This is a genomic window from Prevotella amnii CRIS 21A-A, from assembly GCF_000177355.1.
GTDB lineage: Bacteria > Bacteroidota > Bacteroidia > Bacteroidales > Bacteroidaceae > Prevotella > Prevotella amnii.
Genome location: NZ_ADFQ01000017.1, coordinates 1 through 17,053, shown reverse-complemented (window position 1 = coordinate 17,053; position 17,053 = coordinate 1). Strand labels below are relative to the sequence as shown.

Here is a 17,053-nt window from a genome sequence, read left to right as displayed (position 1 = left end):
TTGTCTGTATCTATAGAACTTAGCAACATTGCTCATTGCTCTCCGCATTCGTCTCGAAGACTCTACTGCTAACATTTTATTGGATTTACCTATCTTTCCATTAATAGCTCTATTCCACACATCTTCAAAAGAGTGCATGGTGATGCTCACTGCCAGGAGTCGTAACTTTCTATTTAAACGTGCTAGATTACCTGTTAGATTCCACAGCAGTTGCGTGCGTTCAGCACCGCTAAGCATATTACTTTCTCCACCTTTGGCTACAACCTGTTTCAAGGTTTTATAGGTTCGCATAAACTCGCTTACCGTTTCCATATAGATATTGTTCATAGAAACGGAGGCTGCAATACCTTGTGGATTGATTCTGCAGGCTGCATACACATCCCATAATGCTGTGAGGGTCTGCATACCATCAGAATAAAGAGTAGTAGCTGCTTTAATGGCTGAAGCATAGCCTGAAACTGTCTTTAGATACTCGTTATACTTCTTCTCCCAATTCTTCATCTTGGTATTGAGCTTAACCATTGCCATCTGTTCTGCTGCAATAGCGATCATACCTCTTGATTGCTTTACAATCTGACTATCTATCCGTGACTCTCCTGCTATGATAGCTACATATTCAGCAGGGTTGGACGAAGAAAGTCCTTGTGCTGATAAAGAGATAATCCCTAAAAGGAGAGCTATAAGCAAAAGGAGACGTCTATGATCTATTGGTGATTTCATAAATTCCCTTTCTTTTCTTGTTAAACTCTACTCGCTTACGTATCTCGCCAATAATATCTAATCTTGCTTTTATACCTATCATATTCAGCTTTGGATTGTTCCTGTCACCTGAATAGATGGTAATAGTCTTCAGTCCAAATAGCTGCTGTGGCAGAGATTGGTGCTGCTGATAGTCTATGACACGATAAAGCTCGATGTAGTCTGTTGAGTGAGAAAGAACACCATGTAAGGTGATGAGTTGTTCTGATGTTAGAACATACTCAATCCTTGCCATGTAGACAATCTGAAAAAATAGATAGATGGTAAGGAATAAGGACGGCCATATAAAAAACTCGTGAAATTCGAAGTCCGCAGAACGACTTACCCAGTATCCTGCAATACAAAGCAAGATACAAGGAAACTCATTAATACAGAACTGTCCCCAGTGAGGGCGGATTGTCACTGTTTGGAATGGTATAAATTCATTGTTAAGCATATCTAACATATTGAGAATTACTATATACCCATTCCTCTGCCTTCACCGTTACCTCTTCTTAGTGGTTCGCTTTCCGCCTCATAAAGAGCTGCCGATACGGCTTCAGGAGAGACAACACCAGGCTTAGAATAGACATCTCGGCTAGCATAAAGTTCAGGGCGGTAACGTGGCTCGGACATAACACTTCCAACAACGTCTAACCCAACAGATACTGCTGCTAGAATAGCTGCTCCTAAGTTGAAACCATGATCTGGCTTTGTCTTCATCTCTACTTCAGGGAAGATCTTATCAAAGAGTTTCATACGCTGGGTATCATTGACGGCACGGAACTTGTCAAAATCCTTTTGGGTAATCTCATGAGAGAATACATTACCATCAATGACAGCGGTCATCTTGTATTTGCCTTCTATGACTTTACCTTCAGCATCACGTAACCGCTCGACAGCTATATCACCTACATCAGTAGCTCTGCCATGCCCACCACTTCTAACCCATTGCTTACTGGGCTTTAGGTTTTCTAAGGACTCACCATTCACACCAGCTTCGCCTTGAAGGGCTATCTTAACATTCTGACGTAACTCCTCCAACGAAGGCCGTGCTTTACCTTCTTGTATCAGTTTACTCTCTGTCTGTCTGATAGCTTGGGCATCTACTTCTGAAAGAGCTTCTGCCTTGATGTGTTCGGAGTCCTTAAAGAGGGTTTTGTTAAGTGCCTCTGCCATCCTTTCGTTATAAGGTAGGCTAACACCTTCCTTGGTAGTTTCCTTCATATCAGTATTCTCTGAATACGAAGTGATATTCTTTCCGGCAGTGGAAACTGGAAGGGTTACAGCCTTTACGATAGATAATGACTTTCCCTTCTCATCTTTGATGGGTATAAGCGTTGATAAGAGTTTCGCCTTGCCATCGTCGTCAGCCTGCTTAAAAGCAAGATAATCTTCTTCTGTAATCTTATATGCCCACATTCCAATATCTTTGTTTTCTCGCATAGTGAGCATATAATTACCTGATATCTTATCTTTATATGCCATAGCACTTGTTATAGCAGCTGTAGCTGTATCGCTAACAAGATTATAATTGCCTTTTAGTACTGCAACGCCTGTAGTCTCGTCTAACTTCCCGGAGCGGATTCCATCTTCCATAATACCATTTGATGCGCTCTTAATCTTAACTTCATCAAAAACCTTATCGAAGAGCTTCAGACGGTACTCGTCGTTATAGTTAATAAACTTGATGTAGTCTTTCTTGGAGATATCGTGCACCATGACTTGATTGTTGATGATGGCTGTCATACGATAGATAGTTGCACTCTTACCATCGTTTACTGGTGATACTTGTATCTCACCAACTGATACGGCACGGCCATCTTTGATTGGGAGAAAGAAACCTTTTCCTGGATCAAGTGACCGACCATCTACAACACCAATAGAGTTCCAACGATCTAGGAAACCGCTTCTATAGTCTTCACGTGACGCTTTTAAGTCTATGATATCTACTTTTGAGTCCAGGTATTGCTTAGCAACTTCCTTATGTAGACCTAACTCTTGCTCGACTTCGGGCTTTAGCTTGATGTCGATATAGTCTTTACTATTTAGTTTATCGGAGGTTATTTTGTCATTAAAATCCTTTCCTATAACGGCATTTAAGATAGCAATTCTCTCGTTGACGGAGATGCCATCTTTGTTGTGTACACCTTTCTTGTTGCTATACTTGAACTTTTCACTCATGAGTTTTTTAGTCTCTTCAGGCTTTAGCTGGTATTCAAGATTGCTGTTCACTTCTGATGACTTGATGGTCAAAAGATTCTTCTTATCATCAATGATAATGCCATGCGATGAAAGTACTTCTTGGAACTTTGCTGATGACATATAGACTGGTGAGGTGATAGAGTTAAGAGGCACGGACTGACCTTTAGGACGTTCAATCTTGGGAGGTTGGACTTCCTTAATACTCATATCTTGAAGAACATCTGACTTCTGTCTTGTTCCTTTATCATAAAAGCCGTATGCTCCTGTTTTTAACTCTCCTGGTCGTAAACGCCCATCAGGACGGTCTATAACTACTGGTGCACTGCCTGCATAGAAAGGTCTACCATCAATACGCCTTACCCTGCCACCACTTGCAAGGCCTAAGATTCCATCTATGATACTATCAAAACGACCGAATCGTGGTCCTTCAAAAGGACGGAAAAAGCGTGGCTCTCTATATCCGTATTCACCATCTGCAAGTCTATGACCGTCTAAACCCATATTAACAGGGCTATTGGCATTCCTTGCTGCTACATAAGATCCTGGTATATAATAGTCATCTTTGATAATGCTGACAAAGGTGTTGTAGGCTTTCTTATCCCATACATTGGTGCCACTGTTCATCAATTTTTCAACCTGCTGCTGGTTAAGGGCGTATCGACGAGGTTCGGAAGAGTTATGAGATAAGGTAACTAATTCATAGTCTCCTGTATCGGTCATTGTAATATGTGCCTGCATACCATTGGCATTGAGCGTATCTTGCAGGCGAGGTGATATATCGGTCATCCGATAATCCGTATTCTTTCTTAATGTTGCCATATTCTATTGGTTTGGGTGGTTTTATTATTACTTCTTTTTATATAGCATGACGCAGGTATGACGATTGGCGGTGTACGGCTTGTAGTAGCTGTTCCCTCCTTTGATAGATGCTGTCATTTTATCTCTAGTCACACCTGCTTTTAGTAACAGTTTGGCTATATATCGACAGCGTTTGATGGAAAGGATACGATTATGTTTACTTGTTCCTGTCTTGCTGTCGGCTGAACCTACAATACGAACATCTAAATCGTATTCCTTTATAGCTGCAGCTATCTCTCTTATATTGATAAATTGTTGCTTATCGATGAGTTCTGTAGAATTGCGCTTAAAAAAGAAGAGGATAGGTGCGTCAAACTTTGCAATATTTTCATCATCAATACTGTTGGTGCCATTTTTTCCTTCACCGTTAGCAATTCTTTCCTGAAGAGAACGGAGTCCGTTATAGCTGTTACGTGGATAGGAAGGAATATTGATAGCTGTAGGATGAGTTATAATATCCTCGTTAGCTATTGTTGAATGTATTTGTTCCTTTCTATGCCATCCTAAGTGTCCGATACCAACTGTTATACCGATAGAACCTGACAATAGATTGTCTGCTAAATATTTTTTATTGCCATAACCATCAAAGTTGCCATGAGTTGTTGTTCCTCCGAGAGTGGCAGATAAAGCAATACGTTCATTAAGGCTATAACTACCTGTAATACCATAAGAAAAGGCAAAGGATGAATGTTTAAGGTTATTATTCCTTATAAAACCTACACTGAGATATGGACTTATATTCCATTTTGCAGGAGTGTCAAAAGAGGGGCGGAAGAATGAGGATACATTGAAAAGTGCATCGATATGATAACTCCCAAAAGATTGTGATGTCTTCTGTGAATCAATAAACTTAAAACCTTGATAGACAATACGAGTTCCAAAATAAGGAGAGTGCCATTTGCCTAGAGAAAAGTCAAAACCTAATTTGGTTCTGCCGCTGAAATCGGTATGGGTGGCTGGAGATCCTAAGAAGGAGAGGAAACCTGTCTGTGCGGAAACAAACCAATTTTCTGTAAGACCTGATAGCTGGTAGCGAGGTTCTTCGATTGTTGGTACAACAGGCTCTTCGGGATTATCAAAGTGACTGATGGGGTTGTCATACATTGATTTTACATACATGTTTTCTTCTGTGCCATATACGACCTGGGCATAGAGGGAATGGTTTATGACAGCGAAAGCTGATAATAATAAGATCTTTTTCTTCATTTGATTTTATACTTTATTTTCAATTATTCTATATCATAATTTTTGGGCTGCAGCATCATAGAGGTAGAGCTTATATTTAAAAATGATGCTTTCACACTTTTGAACATAGTCTCGTGCAGTAGCATATCCTGCTGATTTAATAGAGACAAGCCAGTTGTGAAAATCGGTGGAGCTGTAACGCCAGCATTGCTTGTAACGATCGCTCATCAGCAGCATGGAATGGTACTCCATACTGGCTTCAGGGGAGGCAAAGTTGCAGAACTTCTCACCTTTCAGGTCATCATCATGAACGCTATAAGGAAGGCCGCTATTAAGCCAACTCCTGTTAGCTTTAATACCGAAATAGTTAAAGCCAGCTTGGGCTAGCGTACTGCTTCCCCAACGACTTTCTAATGCCATTTGAGAGAGGATAACGGAGGCTGGGATACCATATTTCTTCTGCTGGCGCATGGCTGCATGGGCATACTTCTTGAAGAAATTATTAGGGGAAAGGAGCGTGTTTTCGTTGACATGGAGGGCTTTGATACATTGTAATTTTACATCTCTTATATAGGTAAGAAGGTTGTAAGGGTCTTCGAGTCTTCCTCGTAATCTGCTGGTTATATGGAGGTGTGCTCCAGTGGAACGACCTGTATTGCCACTAACGCCAACTGGATCACCTGCAAATATCTTATCGCCTTTTCTTACCCATATCTGTAATAAATGGCAATAGCTGATAGTGTAATCTCCATGCTGCATGATGATATAGTTGCCTGATGTAGGATCACTGCCGGTGTTAAGGACGTTGCCGTCAAACATGGCAAGACATTTCTCATAATGTGCCTTTAAGTCAAGACCACAGTGATCTCTTGTCTTACCTGTGATAGGATCTCTACGTCGTCCGAAGGATGAGTTGACTTTGATGTTACGAAGTGGAAAACTTACACTAAGATATTTGTCTATCCAATAATCTTGTAAGTTATCATTATCCGACTTCTTTTGCGCATAACATAGAAGGGTGCTTGAACTTAAAATAAGCAGAGAGATGTATTTCAAAATTGTTATCATATTCTTCTTTGTTTATACTGCAAAAATAGAATAAACCTATTTAATAAGGCGTGTGAAAAAAAAGGAAGTCTTATATTAACATTTCCAAAACGTCTCCCCCCCTAAATCCGTGGAAAAAGATTTTGAAAATGTTAATATAAAAGGTTTATAATTTTCAGGGAGATTCTTTCAAAGGAAGAAACTATCTTTGCAAAAACAAAAAACAGAAAAGATGAAGACGATTTTTGCAGAAAATGAGATACCCTATAAGAAGTTTGAAAGTATAGGGTTTTCACAGGAGATGGTGGATGACCTTCCTGAAGTGGTTATGAATAAGCTGTTAAGTGGTAACTGGACTCCACTCTTACCTATTCGGGTTGATTTAGGAGATGGGATTAAAAGAACTATCCAGGCTCGCTTAAAATTAGAAAGAAGAGCAGAAGGGGTGGATATACTTATTGCTCCAAGAAGCGAAATGGCGGACCTGGAGGATTTTACGCCTGATGAACAGAATACATTGCGTAGTGGTAAAGTTATCATAACAAAGATGCCTGGAAAGGAACAGTGCTTTGTGCAGCTCGATGATAAGACAAACAGGGTTTTGTATATTCCTGTTTCGCTGATGGAGGATAACTTGGCCACTCTGCAGAGCGAACTCGAACTCTCTAATGAACAGGTGGCACAAATGTGTACAGGCAATGTCCTGTCAGTAGATAAACATGAGGGAACATTCACTTTCGGACTGGATTTTCTTGCTGATGGTGGAATCAAGGTAGTAAGTGGAGATAAAGAACAATACGATAATGCTGCTTCACAGGAATTACCAACTTTTAATTTCGGTATATATGGATGCTGGATAAAAGATGATGATAATTCTTTCAAAGACTACATTTCTGAAGATGATTATACCGAGGAAATGCAGCGTGAGTTCTATCACCTTGGCGACGAAAATGTGCAGAAGGAAGAACAGAAACGAAGAGGTATGCATAGATAATAACCCTAAATACTAAAATGATATGGCTGAATTAAAGAAAGAATTGCTCGATCGACTCGATCGGCAAGAAATTACCAACTTCGAGTGCATCATTAGGCACGGAGAGGAAATAATAAATACCTACAAAGAATGGTGCGATGTACTCGGATATATAGAGGGCAATGAAGAAGGGGCAGAGCAGTTCGTCAATGAATGGAGGTATGGTGATGATTCTGATGAAATGCCACAAGAGGTGTGTGGTCTTCTACAAAAGGAAGGACAGAGGCAACAAAAGGAGCAGGAGAAAGAATTTCTGTCCCAAAGTAATAATGGTAATCAAGATAAAGATGCCTATATTTCTGCAATGGAGGTATATGACGAGTGGAAAAAAGATCAGAATAGACTGAAGGCTTTAGGAAGCTCTGAAAATGCCATAAAAGTAACACTGTGGAGATATCAAAACCCTAAGGGATCAAAGACAGCATGTAAGGATGAACTCGGTATTACTAGAAATAACGCCAAGAGATGGTGGAATGTACGTCTCTTTATTGATGGTGCTATTGCTGGAGGCGGACATGTACATTTCCCTTTAGGACTTAATTATGATGTTATGAAAGAAACTATTCTTGAAGCAATACAAAAGGCACAAGAAGATAAATAATCGTGCCACAAATGATGGCAGTTTAGTGTTTTTTACAAAATGTAGTTGTATTTATAGAAGGCGGTCTGCGTGATGCTAGCCGCCTTCTCTCTGTTGTATGGGACTTCTCGCCCCCTATACCCCTCGGTGTATTCCTGGTATAGATTATTAAGGTTTTGGGGGATATATCCCCTTATGATAAGGAAAGTTGTAAGATTTGACTGGAGGAGGTTTCTGATTGTTCTAATATACGTTTGGTATAGTTGGGGTTGTTTTCTAACCTTTCTCGCCATATCTTGGAATATTCGGGATTGGTAGCGTCAAAACGGCAACTCTGACTGATGATACCACTGCCTAAATGGGAAACGAGGTTCTCAAAGAGATAGGAGTCAAAGCAGAGTGTATCGAAGTCTATATCTCTGGTACTCTCTATCATGGCAACTGCTAAATCTCTATAATAATCGTCCCCATTCTCATACTTGTCTTTGGAGGCTATGTGAATGACTTTACTTGCGTGGTCATAGAGTGATAGTCCTGGCGTGCCATCATATTTTAATTCAATCTTGCTAAAGTCGTTTGCATCAAGGAACTGATAACCACTGGTTTTCTTTCTTTCCAAAGCTACCATATTTAACTTCAATGATTCGTAAGCTCGACGCTGGTTAATAGGGAAGGTGGTTTGCGAAATATTATAAACTCTTTCTGTACCTGCCTCTTTGAGAATATATAGACTTTCTGCTTCTTCAGAAATGCCATAGCCTTTATCTAATAACTCGCTTTCTGTAATGAAGAAAGGTACCTCGAAGCCTTTCTCCTCCATCCATAGAGCTAACATAATGGCATTTGTGCCTATATAGACTTTACCTTCTGTATCTCTTGGGAGCATCATCAGCTTGGATACCCATGGGTTATCACCGTTATCAAGCTGCCTTTTGAGTTTCTTACTTAATAACATACCATATATTCGATAAGCTTCTCTTCTTTGCATCTCTTCAGTATGCCATCTACCTGTAGGGGTTGGTTGAACCTGTATATAACCTTGGGGAATGAATATACTCTCTTCTTTGCTGGAAGTCTCTGCTTCTTTGCTTGAAGACATACTGCTATTTGATGAATCTGTATTGCTTTTCTCTTGTTCGGTGATAAGTGGAGAGCTTGCTTCAAGGGGAACAGTGATCGGTCGTTCTACTTTTACTGCTGGCTTGTCTGTAGGGTTTTTGAAACTTTCTTTATGCACAGAATATGCTTCTGAAGAGGGAGAAGGGACTATACCAAATCGTTTGATAACACTCTGCCACAGTGTATCTAATGGTTGCTTTTCTGTAGTTTTGCAATAGACTGACAATCCTTCGTAGATAATGTTAAGTTTAGCTTGTAATAGCTCCTTTACTATCTTATCTGTACTTTTACTTTGGACTCTCTTATACTCATTGATTAAAGAGTCACAATATTCTACGATGCTTCTTAGCAACGTATCCTTATCAGAGGATGTTAAAGGGGTAACTATGTTACTTTCAGTGTTAGATGCAACGACTTCGTTTGAAGTATTTACAGCAACTCTGTTGATTTCCTTACCGTCGATGCTGCATAGACTTTTTTCTACAGATAAGAGCACGTACTCTCCATTTTCATTGATAGCATTACCGAAGGTCCTTACCATAGATGCAAGGTCGTTGGTTACTGTACGCTCGTTTAAAGTCTTCTCTATATAATTCAAAACATCGACAAAAAGATAGGATTCATCATTTTCAATGATATACGCCTGAACCTGTTGTGTATCCAAATTGAAATCTATACGTATCTTGTTATCATAGAGTGACCATGCTTTGGGATAATAGGTCTTACCACCAAGATTTACGTAGATGGAGTTATTAACAGGGAACATACCTTGTAAATGGTTGGCACGCTTTACCATACCTATCAATGATAGATACTTCTTTTCAATATCATCTCGTACTGTGGCTTCTTCATTCCATTTGTGGAGAGCTTCGTTACTAAGAACGGTAAAATTCTTTGTATCAATTAGAGTCTTTAGTTTTTTGTAGGTGATATAATCTTCAGATGATGGGTGGTGACTGATTTTATCATAGAAAGAGACACATAAAGACAAAGGCTCTCCGGCTTTGTCTATAACTTCCTTAACTCTCATATAACGATTTTGATTATGAGATGTTTCATTATCCTTTCTGTTGTCTATAAAAAGACTACCTACAAGGGTTCGGCAGGACCTGGCATCTATCATTCTTATATAGGCTTCAGATAATTCGTATCCTGCTAATTGTAGTTGATAAAGGCGATCGGCTTGTTGATCTAAATCTTCGGCACAGGGCTTAGAATTTATCCAGGTACTTAGCAAGCCGTCTTGCCATTGAACGGCTGGGAAGAACTTGGAGTTGTGCTTGTCAGTATCATTACAACGTTCTTTCGCCCATAAACTCATCTCTAATGCCCATCGCTCTAATAGCGTATGCTGCTTTTGATTTATTGACAGGAAGGATAATTCTTCAACAGAGAAAAAATGGTTTTGAGGGAAAGGTTTCTTCTTTGTGTTGGCTACTTCTGTCTTTTCTGATGATTGCTCGACATTCTTTCCAAATATCTTACTCCATCCACTTAATAGGTGGTTGTGAAAGAGATTTTTTTTATTATCACTTTGGCTCATACTTGTTATAGTTAAAAGAATTTATAAACACCAGCCTGCAAAGGTTTATCTTTGTATGGATAGTGCTTTGCAAAACTGGTGGTTCAAATAATTAAAAAATATGACACATCATTTTTGTGTTGTGATTAGTTCCCATGGAACAATTCTGCTGGTACGGCACTCGATATTAACATTGCCTTGATAGATATGGAAATGAAGCTCGCCTTTGACTTCTACGTAGGCATCGGGCTTGAAGAAGTCTTGCTTAACTGGGGTAGTTGCAAGAAAGCGAACCCATAGCCAGCCGACTTTCTCGCCATCTTTGTCTTGGGATATGCCGGAAAAGGTTTGGAACTTATGACCGTTTTTATTGGTGCGTTCAACTATTTCACCTTTGATCTTTCCTTTGAACTCCATAGAGCCTGTAAGAGTATCAGCTTCGGTGGACTTCACAATCTCTATCTCACCATCACTACGGAGGTTGTAATAAGTACGCTCGTCTATTTTCTTAATGTAGAGTGTACCGTTAACTTTCACTTTGCGGCCAGTGGAATACTGTCCCATCGTACCTTTGTTGCCTGGGGCGGAAACAAAGACTTGTAGCTCGGCTCCTGAACCGTCGCTGCCTGCTATGGGAATGGTTATACTGAAGGAAATAAAGGGTGTTCCTTCTTTGCTTTGTTTCTCTACTGCGGAATTACTGATTGTACCGCATGCTGTGACATTACATTTAATCATATTTCCTATTTCTTTATAGTTTTATACTCTACGTATCGTATTCTCTTGCTGCTTTTCAGGTAGCTCTGAATCGTAATTTAACGAAGCAGTTTGAGTAAGTCGGCCGACATCGACACTTTCTCTATCTCTTCTTAACGAAGCTGCTTCCTTGGTTTCTTCCTGTCCGTTCTTTTCAGTAAGAGCAAGGTCATTACTCTCGTCTTGCTTTAACTCTTGGGCGAGGGTTAAGATGCTCATGAAGAGCGAAGATAGAAGGCCTGATATTCCATTGTTTGCTTGGGCTGCTTCCTCGCCATTCCTATTCATAAGGTATTGTAACCATCGGTTAGGATCATCGGAATTAGTGAGGTTAGATAGGAGTTGGGGATTGTCGATGGGCTGTCCTCCCATACATGGTTGCCCATTGTTATAAGCCATAAGGGAGGCATAACGAGCTACCATATTCTTACCTCCTTTGTCTAAAGGAACTGGGAGGTTGCCTCTGAAAGAAAGTTCGGCAAGGTATTCGGCAGGGTCATAACGCTGAAGCTCACCTTTGCTATTATAGAATTTGGTCTCAAAATGCAAATGTGCTCCAGTGGAACGACCTGTATTGCCTGACATACCTAGAGGGGTTCCTGCATTGACAACGTCGCCAACATTGACTCCTATTTTGCTTAGGTGCATATAGGTACACTGTAAACGGCTACCATCGGCACGGTTGTATTCAACGGTTATCATATTGCCTGCTGCACCATTTTTAGGCTTAACGGCAATGACCTTTCCATTATCTTCTGTACCATAGATGGGGAGATATTTGTCTCCTGTGCTAATATCTACCCCTCCATGATGATGTCCCGGACGACTTTCGCCAAACTCTCCTGATACTCGTAACCCTTCGAGGTTGATAGGCATACACCATCTGCCTTGAAGAGGATTAAGGAGGATGGCTGGGGTGTTAGGACGTGCTGTGCCTGCTGGGCTGATGCCTTGGCCTCGCATATAGCCTATGGGAATACCTTTCTGATTGGCCGTCTGTATGGCTAGACGGTCAAACTTGTCTAATCCGTATTTACTGATAACACCTTCGATGCTGTCTACATAGTTGGGGGCAGTGGCATAACCGCCGGCCTTAATTCCTCGTATCCAACCTAAGTGATCAGTGCTATCATTGACAGGACAACGACGAAGGTATCTTAATTGGAGGAGGGTGGCAGAATGGTCGTTAAGACTTTCTTCTACATTGTTATATGAACGGAAAGCTTCATTGGGACGGTCATCGTCATAAAAACTAACTCTACCTATCCATGAGGAACCTCGCTTGATTCCAAAGAAATTATTGTCGTTTCTGGCGAGGGCGGAGCTGCCCCAGGCACTCTCTACGGCCATCTGTGCAAGGATAACCGAAGAGGGTATACCATACTTTACTTGTTGCTCCATAGCATAAGGAGCGTATCGATTGATAAACTCTGATGGTGAAATTGCCATGTTGTTTGTCTATTTTTAATTTTCCTTATCCTATTCCCATACCACGAGGTTTAACTGTTATTGGAGTAGTTTCTTCTTGCTGAACGTCTTCTTCATTTGTGTCTTCAGATTGCAATGGCGTCTGCTCTTGGTTTGAAGAAACATTCTCCTGCTTTTCTTGTTTTATGAGATTCTCATTCTTTTCTTCTACTTTGAGAAAGGGTGCAAAGGTCACTGCTGCAACAGCTTTCTTATACTCTGACATATCGTCGGCCAACCACATCCTGTTCCATTGATTTTTGCTTATCGGCTCTTTCATGAGCTTACCGTCAATAGTGGCCATAACATATTTCTTGTTAGGATCATCTCCGTCTTTGGTGATGGTAGGACGTTCTATCTTACTCATATCGACAGCAGGGACTTTTGGCATGATAAGGTCCACTTTAATTTCAGGGTGCTTCTGTGCAACAGAATAGTATTTCTGTGCAAGAGCATCGTGTATCTCTTTCTTTTGATCTGTGTTTCTTGCATCAAAGTAGGCTCTCTTGTGAGCTTCGTTAGGATAGACTGCAAAAGAGGGTTCGTTATCTACTTTGAAGAAGAAGGCATATTGTCCCTTATCATCCTTGATAGGTGTAAAGAGTTTTATATTGGCAACTTTAGCTGCCTCTATCTGTGGCTTTACATCAATATCCCTGTGCTGGCTAAAATCATATTGCTTTAGCTTGTCCACAGAGACTTCTTTGCCTTTGTAATAGTCGTTGGTTTCATTTAAACCTAAACCACCACCTGCATTGTAGAACTTGACATCGCTGATACCTTCCTTGCCCAAAGCTATTTTAATGCGGTCTTTGCGGATTCCTGATATTTCTACATCATCGTCTAATGATGCACCTTCAGGAAGAATAACATCGGCTGCACCTTTTGCCTTGTCTCTTACAATAACGATTTGCTTGGACTCTATATCGGGAATCTTGGCTAAATCGCTAGAAATCTTGTATTGCTTTGGACTGACAATAAGATCCTTTGGAGTGAGTTCCTTGCGGATATCTTCGTACTTGACAATCTCTTGCTTTAGATGCTTGTCAATAGACTCTATTGCATTATTGATATCTTTTTCTATTAAACCGAGCATCTTAGGGTTCTCTCTAATCTCTCGCTGCAAATAGTTAACATTTTGCATGCTTTCTTTTGATAGAGTAGCTGGAAGGCCCTGACGTGCCATGAGAACTCCTGCAGCTAGGTCTTGAACGAAACGTTCATATTTAGCATCATCGCCAGGGAGGAGGTTGTTACGCCCCATCCTGTCAAGACGATGCTCGCTACCTGTGGCTGCAACAACGGCACGATAGATATCATTGGCTTTCTGAAGAGCAGCTTGACGGCTATCGCCAGCATCCTTATCGCTCATCCCACTGACAATAATCTTATCTGCTTGCTTGTCGTAAGCGGCATCTTGAAGCACCATGACACGCTCATAGCCTATACCTGCAGATTTGGCTACTCTCTGTGCTGTCTGATTGGCATTTGAGATGACCTCCTTCTCGTTAGGAAGCTGTCTAATAAGTTCGGCACTATCAAGATTCTCGGCTACTACAACCCACTGCTTAGCTTCGACTAATTTGGGTAGATAGTCATTAATCCTGTCAAGTGGGAAACTTACTGACTTGACTTTTTGACCGTTTTCTTCGGTCTGACTGACTGGCAAGTTTAAGAGCTTCCCTGCTCTTGACGCATCTTTTCCATAAATCTGATATTTACTGTCAGTACGAGCAATGACCATAGAGGTAGGATGGTTAGATTTTAACTTCTCGGCAAACTTCATCATACTGCTTACGCCACGCTCGGAGAGTTGATCTATCTTGGCTCCTTTGTCTTTCAAAAGAGCTATATAGTCTGCTTGCTTGCCTGCAGGCATAGTGGTTTGATCAATATTGAAGATACCGTACGCTTCCTTTGACTTGTGCTTGATATAGAACTCCTTCTCTTCAGTAGGAAGTTTATCATAGTCTTCTCTACTGATGAGTTCTTTTGTACCTACATGTTGATAGTCCCATTTAACCCAATTGAAAGCAAGAGATTCTTCGTTCTGCTTTACAGCCGTGCCAGCATCTTTAGCACTGTCATAGGTTGTATATACGTTTGAGCGATAGCCCTGCCTATCTGATTGCAGATTCATCATGATGCTGTTATAAGCCATGATGGGACGTTTCGCTCCAATAAACTCGGCATTGCTCTTGCCTGCCTTGTTCATCCAAATACCCTTGTTGCCTTTGGCAAGCTCTAAGGCACCAAGAAGAAGGGCAGCATGGAGGAGAAGTTTAGAACTCGGACCGCTATCTTTCTCTTGCTGTTTGTTCTCTTCTTCTCGACGCTTTTCTTCTTCGACCTCCCTACGACGTTCGTCTTCTGCCTTCTTCAGGGCGGCTTGCTTAGCTTGCTCGACTTTCTGTTTCTTCTCTTCTATAGCGGCCTGTTGGGCATCAGCTATGACGGTTGCCTGCTTTTCGGCAACTTCCTTTGGTACATTTCCTTTTTCCATAATTTTCTCTGCAATACTTGCTACATTCGTTGCAGGGTTACTGTCTTCTGAAAGGGAAGACATTTCTGCGACTTCTTCTTCTTTTTGTAGAGATTTATCATCGGAGGCAACGTTTTCTTCCTTCGTTTCCAAAACGGGATGTTCACGTCCTGAATATATTGCTTGTGGTATAATCCTTGTCTGTGCTTCTGCAGAGAATGCGAACTGTTCACCATAGACAGACTCCACATTGGCATTATATGCCATAATAATCTGTTCCGCCTGCCTTATGCGCTTTGCAATTTGCCTTGTACGATCATCATCAACAGAAAATGGATATTGACTGTTTATGCGACTGTACTTTTCCTGTAAGGCCTGTAAGGTCTTGCCTCTTTCTTTCGTTTGGACAAGCTCTCCATCAATTCCTTCCAAATTGCCAGCTTTCAGAGGCTTTTGATTCAATGCTATACGCTGTTCGTCAATCTTGTCAATAATCATATCAGAAGCCTTGCCTACGTCTGTCATAATGGTAGAAATGGTTTCAGGTTTTCCCTTTAGCCTATTTAACCACCCACTTAGATAGTTGGCGTGGTTATCCAGAATCTTTCTATCAAAGCCCATCGTACTGCCAACAAGGGCAGAGGTCATTTCTGCGATCAATTCCTCATGAGCGTAATTGTCCGTGCCATGCTGACCGAAACTTCTGTTAAGACGATTCTCGTGTCCCGTTGAATGAGCCATTTCGTGCAGGGCGGTGGAATAATATTCCATGCCGTCACGATAGACTTCCTCGGGTGTCTGCCCAAGTTTGAACTGTGATTTCATCGGAAGAACGATGGTGTCCGTTGACGGGCGATAAAAGGCTTGCTCGGAGGGTTTGTCATATTGTATTTTAGCATACCACGCCTTCGTCTCAAACATACGGTCAAGAGCTTCGTTTACATACATTCCATCTGTGTCCTTCACTTCTTGTTCGGGAACTTTGAAGCGTGCCACAATGGCATCGTACTTTTTCTTGTTGACTTCTTCAAGGTTGGTCTGGTCGATATTGAAAACGCTGAAAACTCTTGGAAAAGGACGCACGACCAGCTTGGATCGTTCTTCCTTTGACATCGTATTATAGACTTCTTCAGAGATTTTATTCCCGTCCTCGTCTTTGATGGATAGTCCCCACTTGAAGACCGGAACGGACTTTTCACCAGGTTTGACTTGGAGATTCTGATCCTTGGCTTGAAGGAATGTCATATAGACAGGTGTCTTGTACCCTTGCTCTGCGGTGTTGAACATGAGAAAGAATGAATTTCCACCAGAATACGTCCGTCCGCTGATGTTTTGCGGCAAACCTTGCACAGAACCATTGACACCCATCCAGCCTTTCTTCCAATTATTGGCTTTGGCTGTCTCGATAATTTTAACCATCATGTCCGCAAATTTCTGAAGATTGTCTGCAGATTTGTTACTTCTTTCGTAAGAAAATGGCCGATTTTTGTTCTTTTTACCAGGCATAATAATGAATTTTGATTGTTACAAAATAAGCAACTTCATTCCAAAAAAACATACCCGAAAAAATAAAACTCTTATATTAACGTTTTCAAAACCTTTTCAATGGGTTACAGAAGGTTTTATGTTAAAAACGTAGCTTTATTATTTTGTAAAAGAATAGATAAAATACTAAAAAAATCTTTCGCAACTGTTACAATCCTTGTTAGGGAAAGGATATTCTATACGAGTCTTATATCCTATACGTATATAAATATAGTCATATTGTTGTATATAGTTCTATTTATATATCTCTATGAAGAAATACACCTATATACTTTGATTAAAACTTATCGTACCTGCGGTACTTTTTTACTTTGACTTAATCTATTTTCATTTTGTCTCTGTTCTCGGCCACTCACTTCTCTTCTCTGCCAGTAGTCATCTATCGACTTTTAGATGCAAAGGTAGTACTGGCAGGAAACACGGCAAACACCAGTCCCTTATTGACAATAATTTTTCCAATACCCTCCGAAATCAAATAGATTACGGTTTCCTGAAAAATTTATCGATCAATTATTT

The 17,053-nt window shown here is 40.7% G+C and carries 11 protein-coding genes; 2 read left to right on the top strand and 9 right to left on the bottom strand.

Going from position 1 to position 17,053, the window contains the following annotated elements; translation table 11 throughout:
* The 5 genes from HMPREF9018_RS02305 to HMPREF9018_RS02285 form a co-directional block, all read right to left on the bottom strand.
* The coding region (locus HMPREF9018_RS02305; protein WP_008447416.1) for a hypothetical protein at positions 1–720 on the bottom strand (720 nt) is incomplete at its 3' end.
* A complete protein-coding gene (locus HMPREF9018_RS02300) occupies positions 698–1,195 on the bottom strand; it encodes a PH domain-containing protein (protein WP_039864057.1) in 498 nt (165 codons plus the stop codon). The genes HMPREF9018_RS02300 and HMPREF9018_RS02305, both read right to left, overlap by 23 nt.
* A 20-nt stretch (positions 1,196–1,215) precedes the next feature.
* A complete protein-coding gene (locus HMPREF9018_RS02295) occupies positions 1,216–3,762 on the bottom strand; it encodes a hypothetical protein (protein ID WP_039864053.1) in 2,547 nt (848 codons plus the stop codon).
* A gap of 27 nt (positions 3,763–3,789) precedes the next feature.
* Positions 3,790–5,007, bottom strand: a complete 1,218-nt coding sequence (locus HMPREF9018_RS02290; protein ID WP_008447422.1) for an OmpA family protein — start codon at positions 5,005–5,007, stop codon at positions 3,790–3,792.
* A gap of 33 nt (positions 5,008–5,040) precedes the next feature.
* Positions 5,041–6,054, bottom strand: coding sequence for a glucosaminidase domain-containing protein (locus HMPREF9018_RS02285; RefSeq protein WP_008447431.1), 1,014 nt, complete (start codon positions 6,052–6,054; stop codon positions 5,041–5,043).
* 211 nt (positions 6,055–6,265) lie between these two features.
* Between HMPREF9018_RS02285 and HMPREF9018_RS02280 the strand changes: the two genes are divergently transcribed.
* Together HMPREF9018_RS02280 and HMPREF9018_RS02275 are read left to right on the top strand one after the other, a co-directional pair.
* Positions 6,266–7,027 carry a DUF4099 domain-containing protein gene (locus HMPREF9018_RS02280; protein WP_039864052.1) on the top strand — a complete coding sequence of 254 codons (762 nt, stop codon included), beginning with the start codon at positions 6,266–6,268 and terminating at the stop codon, positions 7,025–7,027.
* 22 nt (positions 7,028–7,049) lie between these two features.
* Positions 7,050–7,667, top strand: a complete 618-nt coding sequence (locus HMPREF9018_RS02275; RefSeq protein ID WP_039864051.1) for a hypothetical protein — start codon at positions 7,050–7,052, stop codon at positions 7,665–7,667.
* A 172-nt stretch (positions 7,668–7,839) separates the two neighbouring features.
* On the opposite strand, the gene HMPREF9018_RS02270 is transcribed toward HMPREF9018_RS02275, so the two are convergent.
* The 4 genes from HMPREF9018_RS02270 to HMPREF9018_RS02255 form a co-directional block, all read right to left on the bottom strand.
* On the bottom strand, positions 7,840–10,308 hold the full coding sequence (locus tag HMPREF9018_RS02270) for an ArdC-like ssDNA-binding domain-containing protein (protein WP_008447427.1): 2,469 nt from the start codon (positions 10,306–10,308) through the stop codon (positions 7,840–7,842).
* A 108-nt stretch (positions 10,309–10,416) separates the two neighbouring features.
* Positions 10,417–10,824, bottom strand: a complete 408-nt coding sequence (locus HMPREF9018_RS02265) for a hypothetical protein (protein ID WP_232724628.1) — start codon at positions 10,822–10,824, stop codon at positions 10,417–10,419.
* 222 nt (positions 10,825–11,046) lie between these two features.
* Positions 11,047–12,492, bottom strand: coding sequence for a glucosaminidase domain-containing protein (locus tag HMPREF9018_RS02260; protein ID WP_008447429.1), 1,446 nt, complete (start codon positions 12,490–12,492; stop codon positions 11,047–11,049).
* 25 nt (positions 12,493–12,517) lie between these two features.
* Positions 12,518–16,498, bottom strand: a complete 3,981-nt coding sequence (locus tag HMPREF9018_RS02255) for a zincin-like metallopeptidase domain-containing protein (protein WP_008447420.1) — start codon at positions 16,496–16,498, stop codon at positions 12,518–12,520.
* Positions 16,499–17,053 lie beyond the last annotated feature (555 nt).

Bases quoted from the DNA above. Each gene is read 5' to 3' on its own strand.
- HMPREF9018_RS02300 (WP_039864057.1), bottom strand. From the start codon at position 1,195: ATGCTTAACAATGAATTTATACCATTCCAAACAGTGACAATCCGCCCT.
- HMPREF9018_RS02295 (WP_039864053.1), bottom strand. From the start codon at position 3,762: ATGGCAACATTAAGAAAGAATACGGATTATCGGATGACCGATATATCA.
- HMPREF9018_RS02290 (WP_008447422.1), bottom strand. From the start codon at position 5,007: ATGAAGAAAAAGATCTTATTATTATCAGCTTTCGCTGTCATAAACCAT.
- HMPREF9018_RS02285 (WP_008447431.1), bottom strand. From the start codon at position 6,054: ATGATAACAATTTTGAAATACATCTCTCTGCTTATTTTAAGTTCAAGC.
- HMPREF9018_RS02280 (WP_039864052.1), top strand. From the start codon at position 6,266: ATGAAGACGATTTTTGCAGAAAATGAGATACCCTATAAGAAGTTTGAA.
- HMPREF9018_RS02275 (WP_039864051.1), top strand. From the start codon at position 7,050: ATGGCTGAATTAAAGAAAGAATTGCTCGATCGACTCGATCGGCAAGAA.
- HMPREF9018_RS02270 (WP_008447427.1), bottom strand. From the start codon at position 10,308: ATGAGCCAAAGTGATAATAAAAAAAATCTCTTTCACAACCACCTATTA.
- HMPREF9018_RS02260 (WP_008447429.1), bottom strand. From the start codon at position 12,492: ATGGCAATTTCACCATCAGAGTTTATCAATCGATACGCTCCTTATGCT.
- HMPREF9018_RS02255 (WP_008447420.1), bottom strand. From the start codon at position 16,498: ATGCCTGGTAAAAAGAACAAAAATCGGCCATTTTCTTACGAAAGAAGT.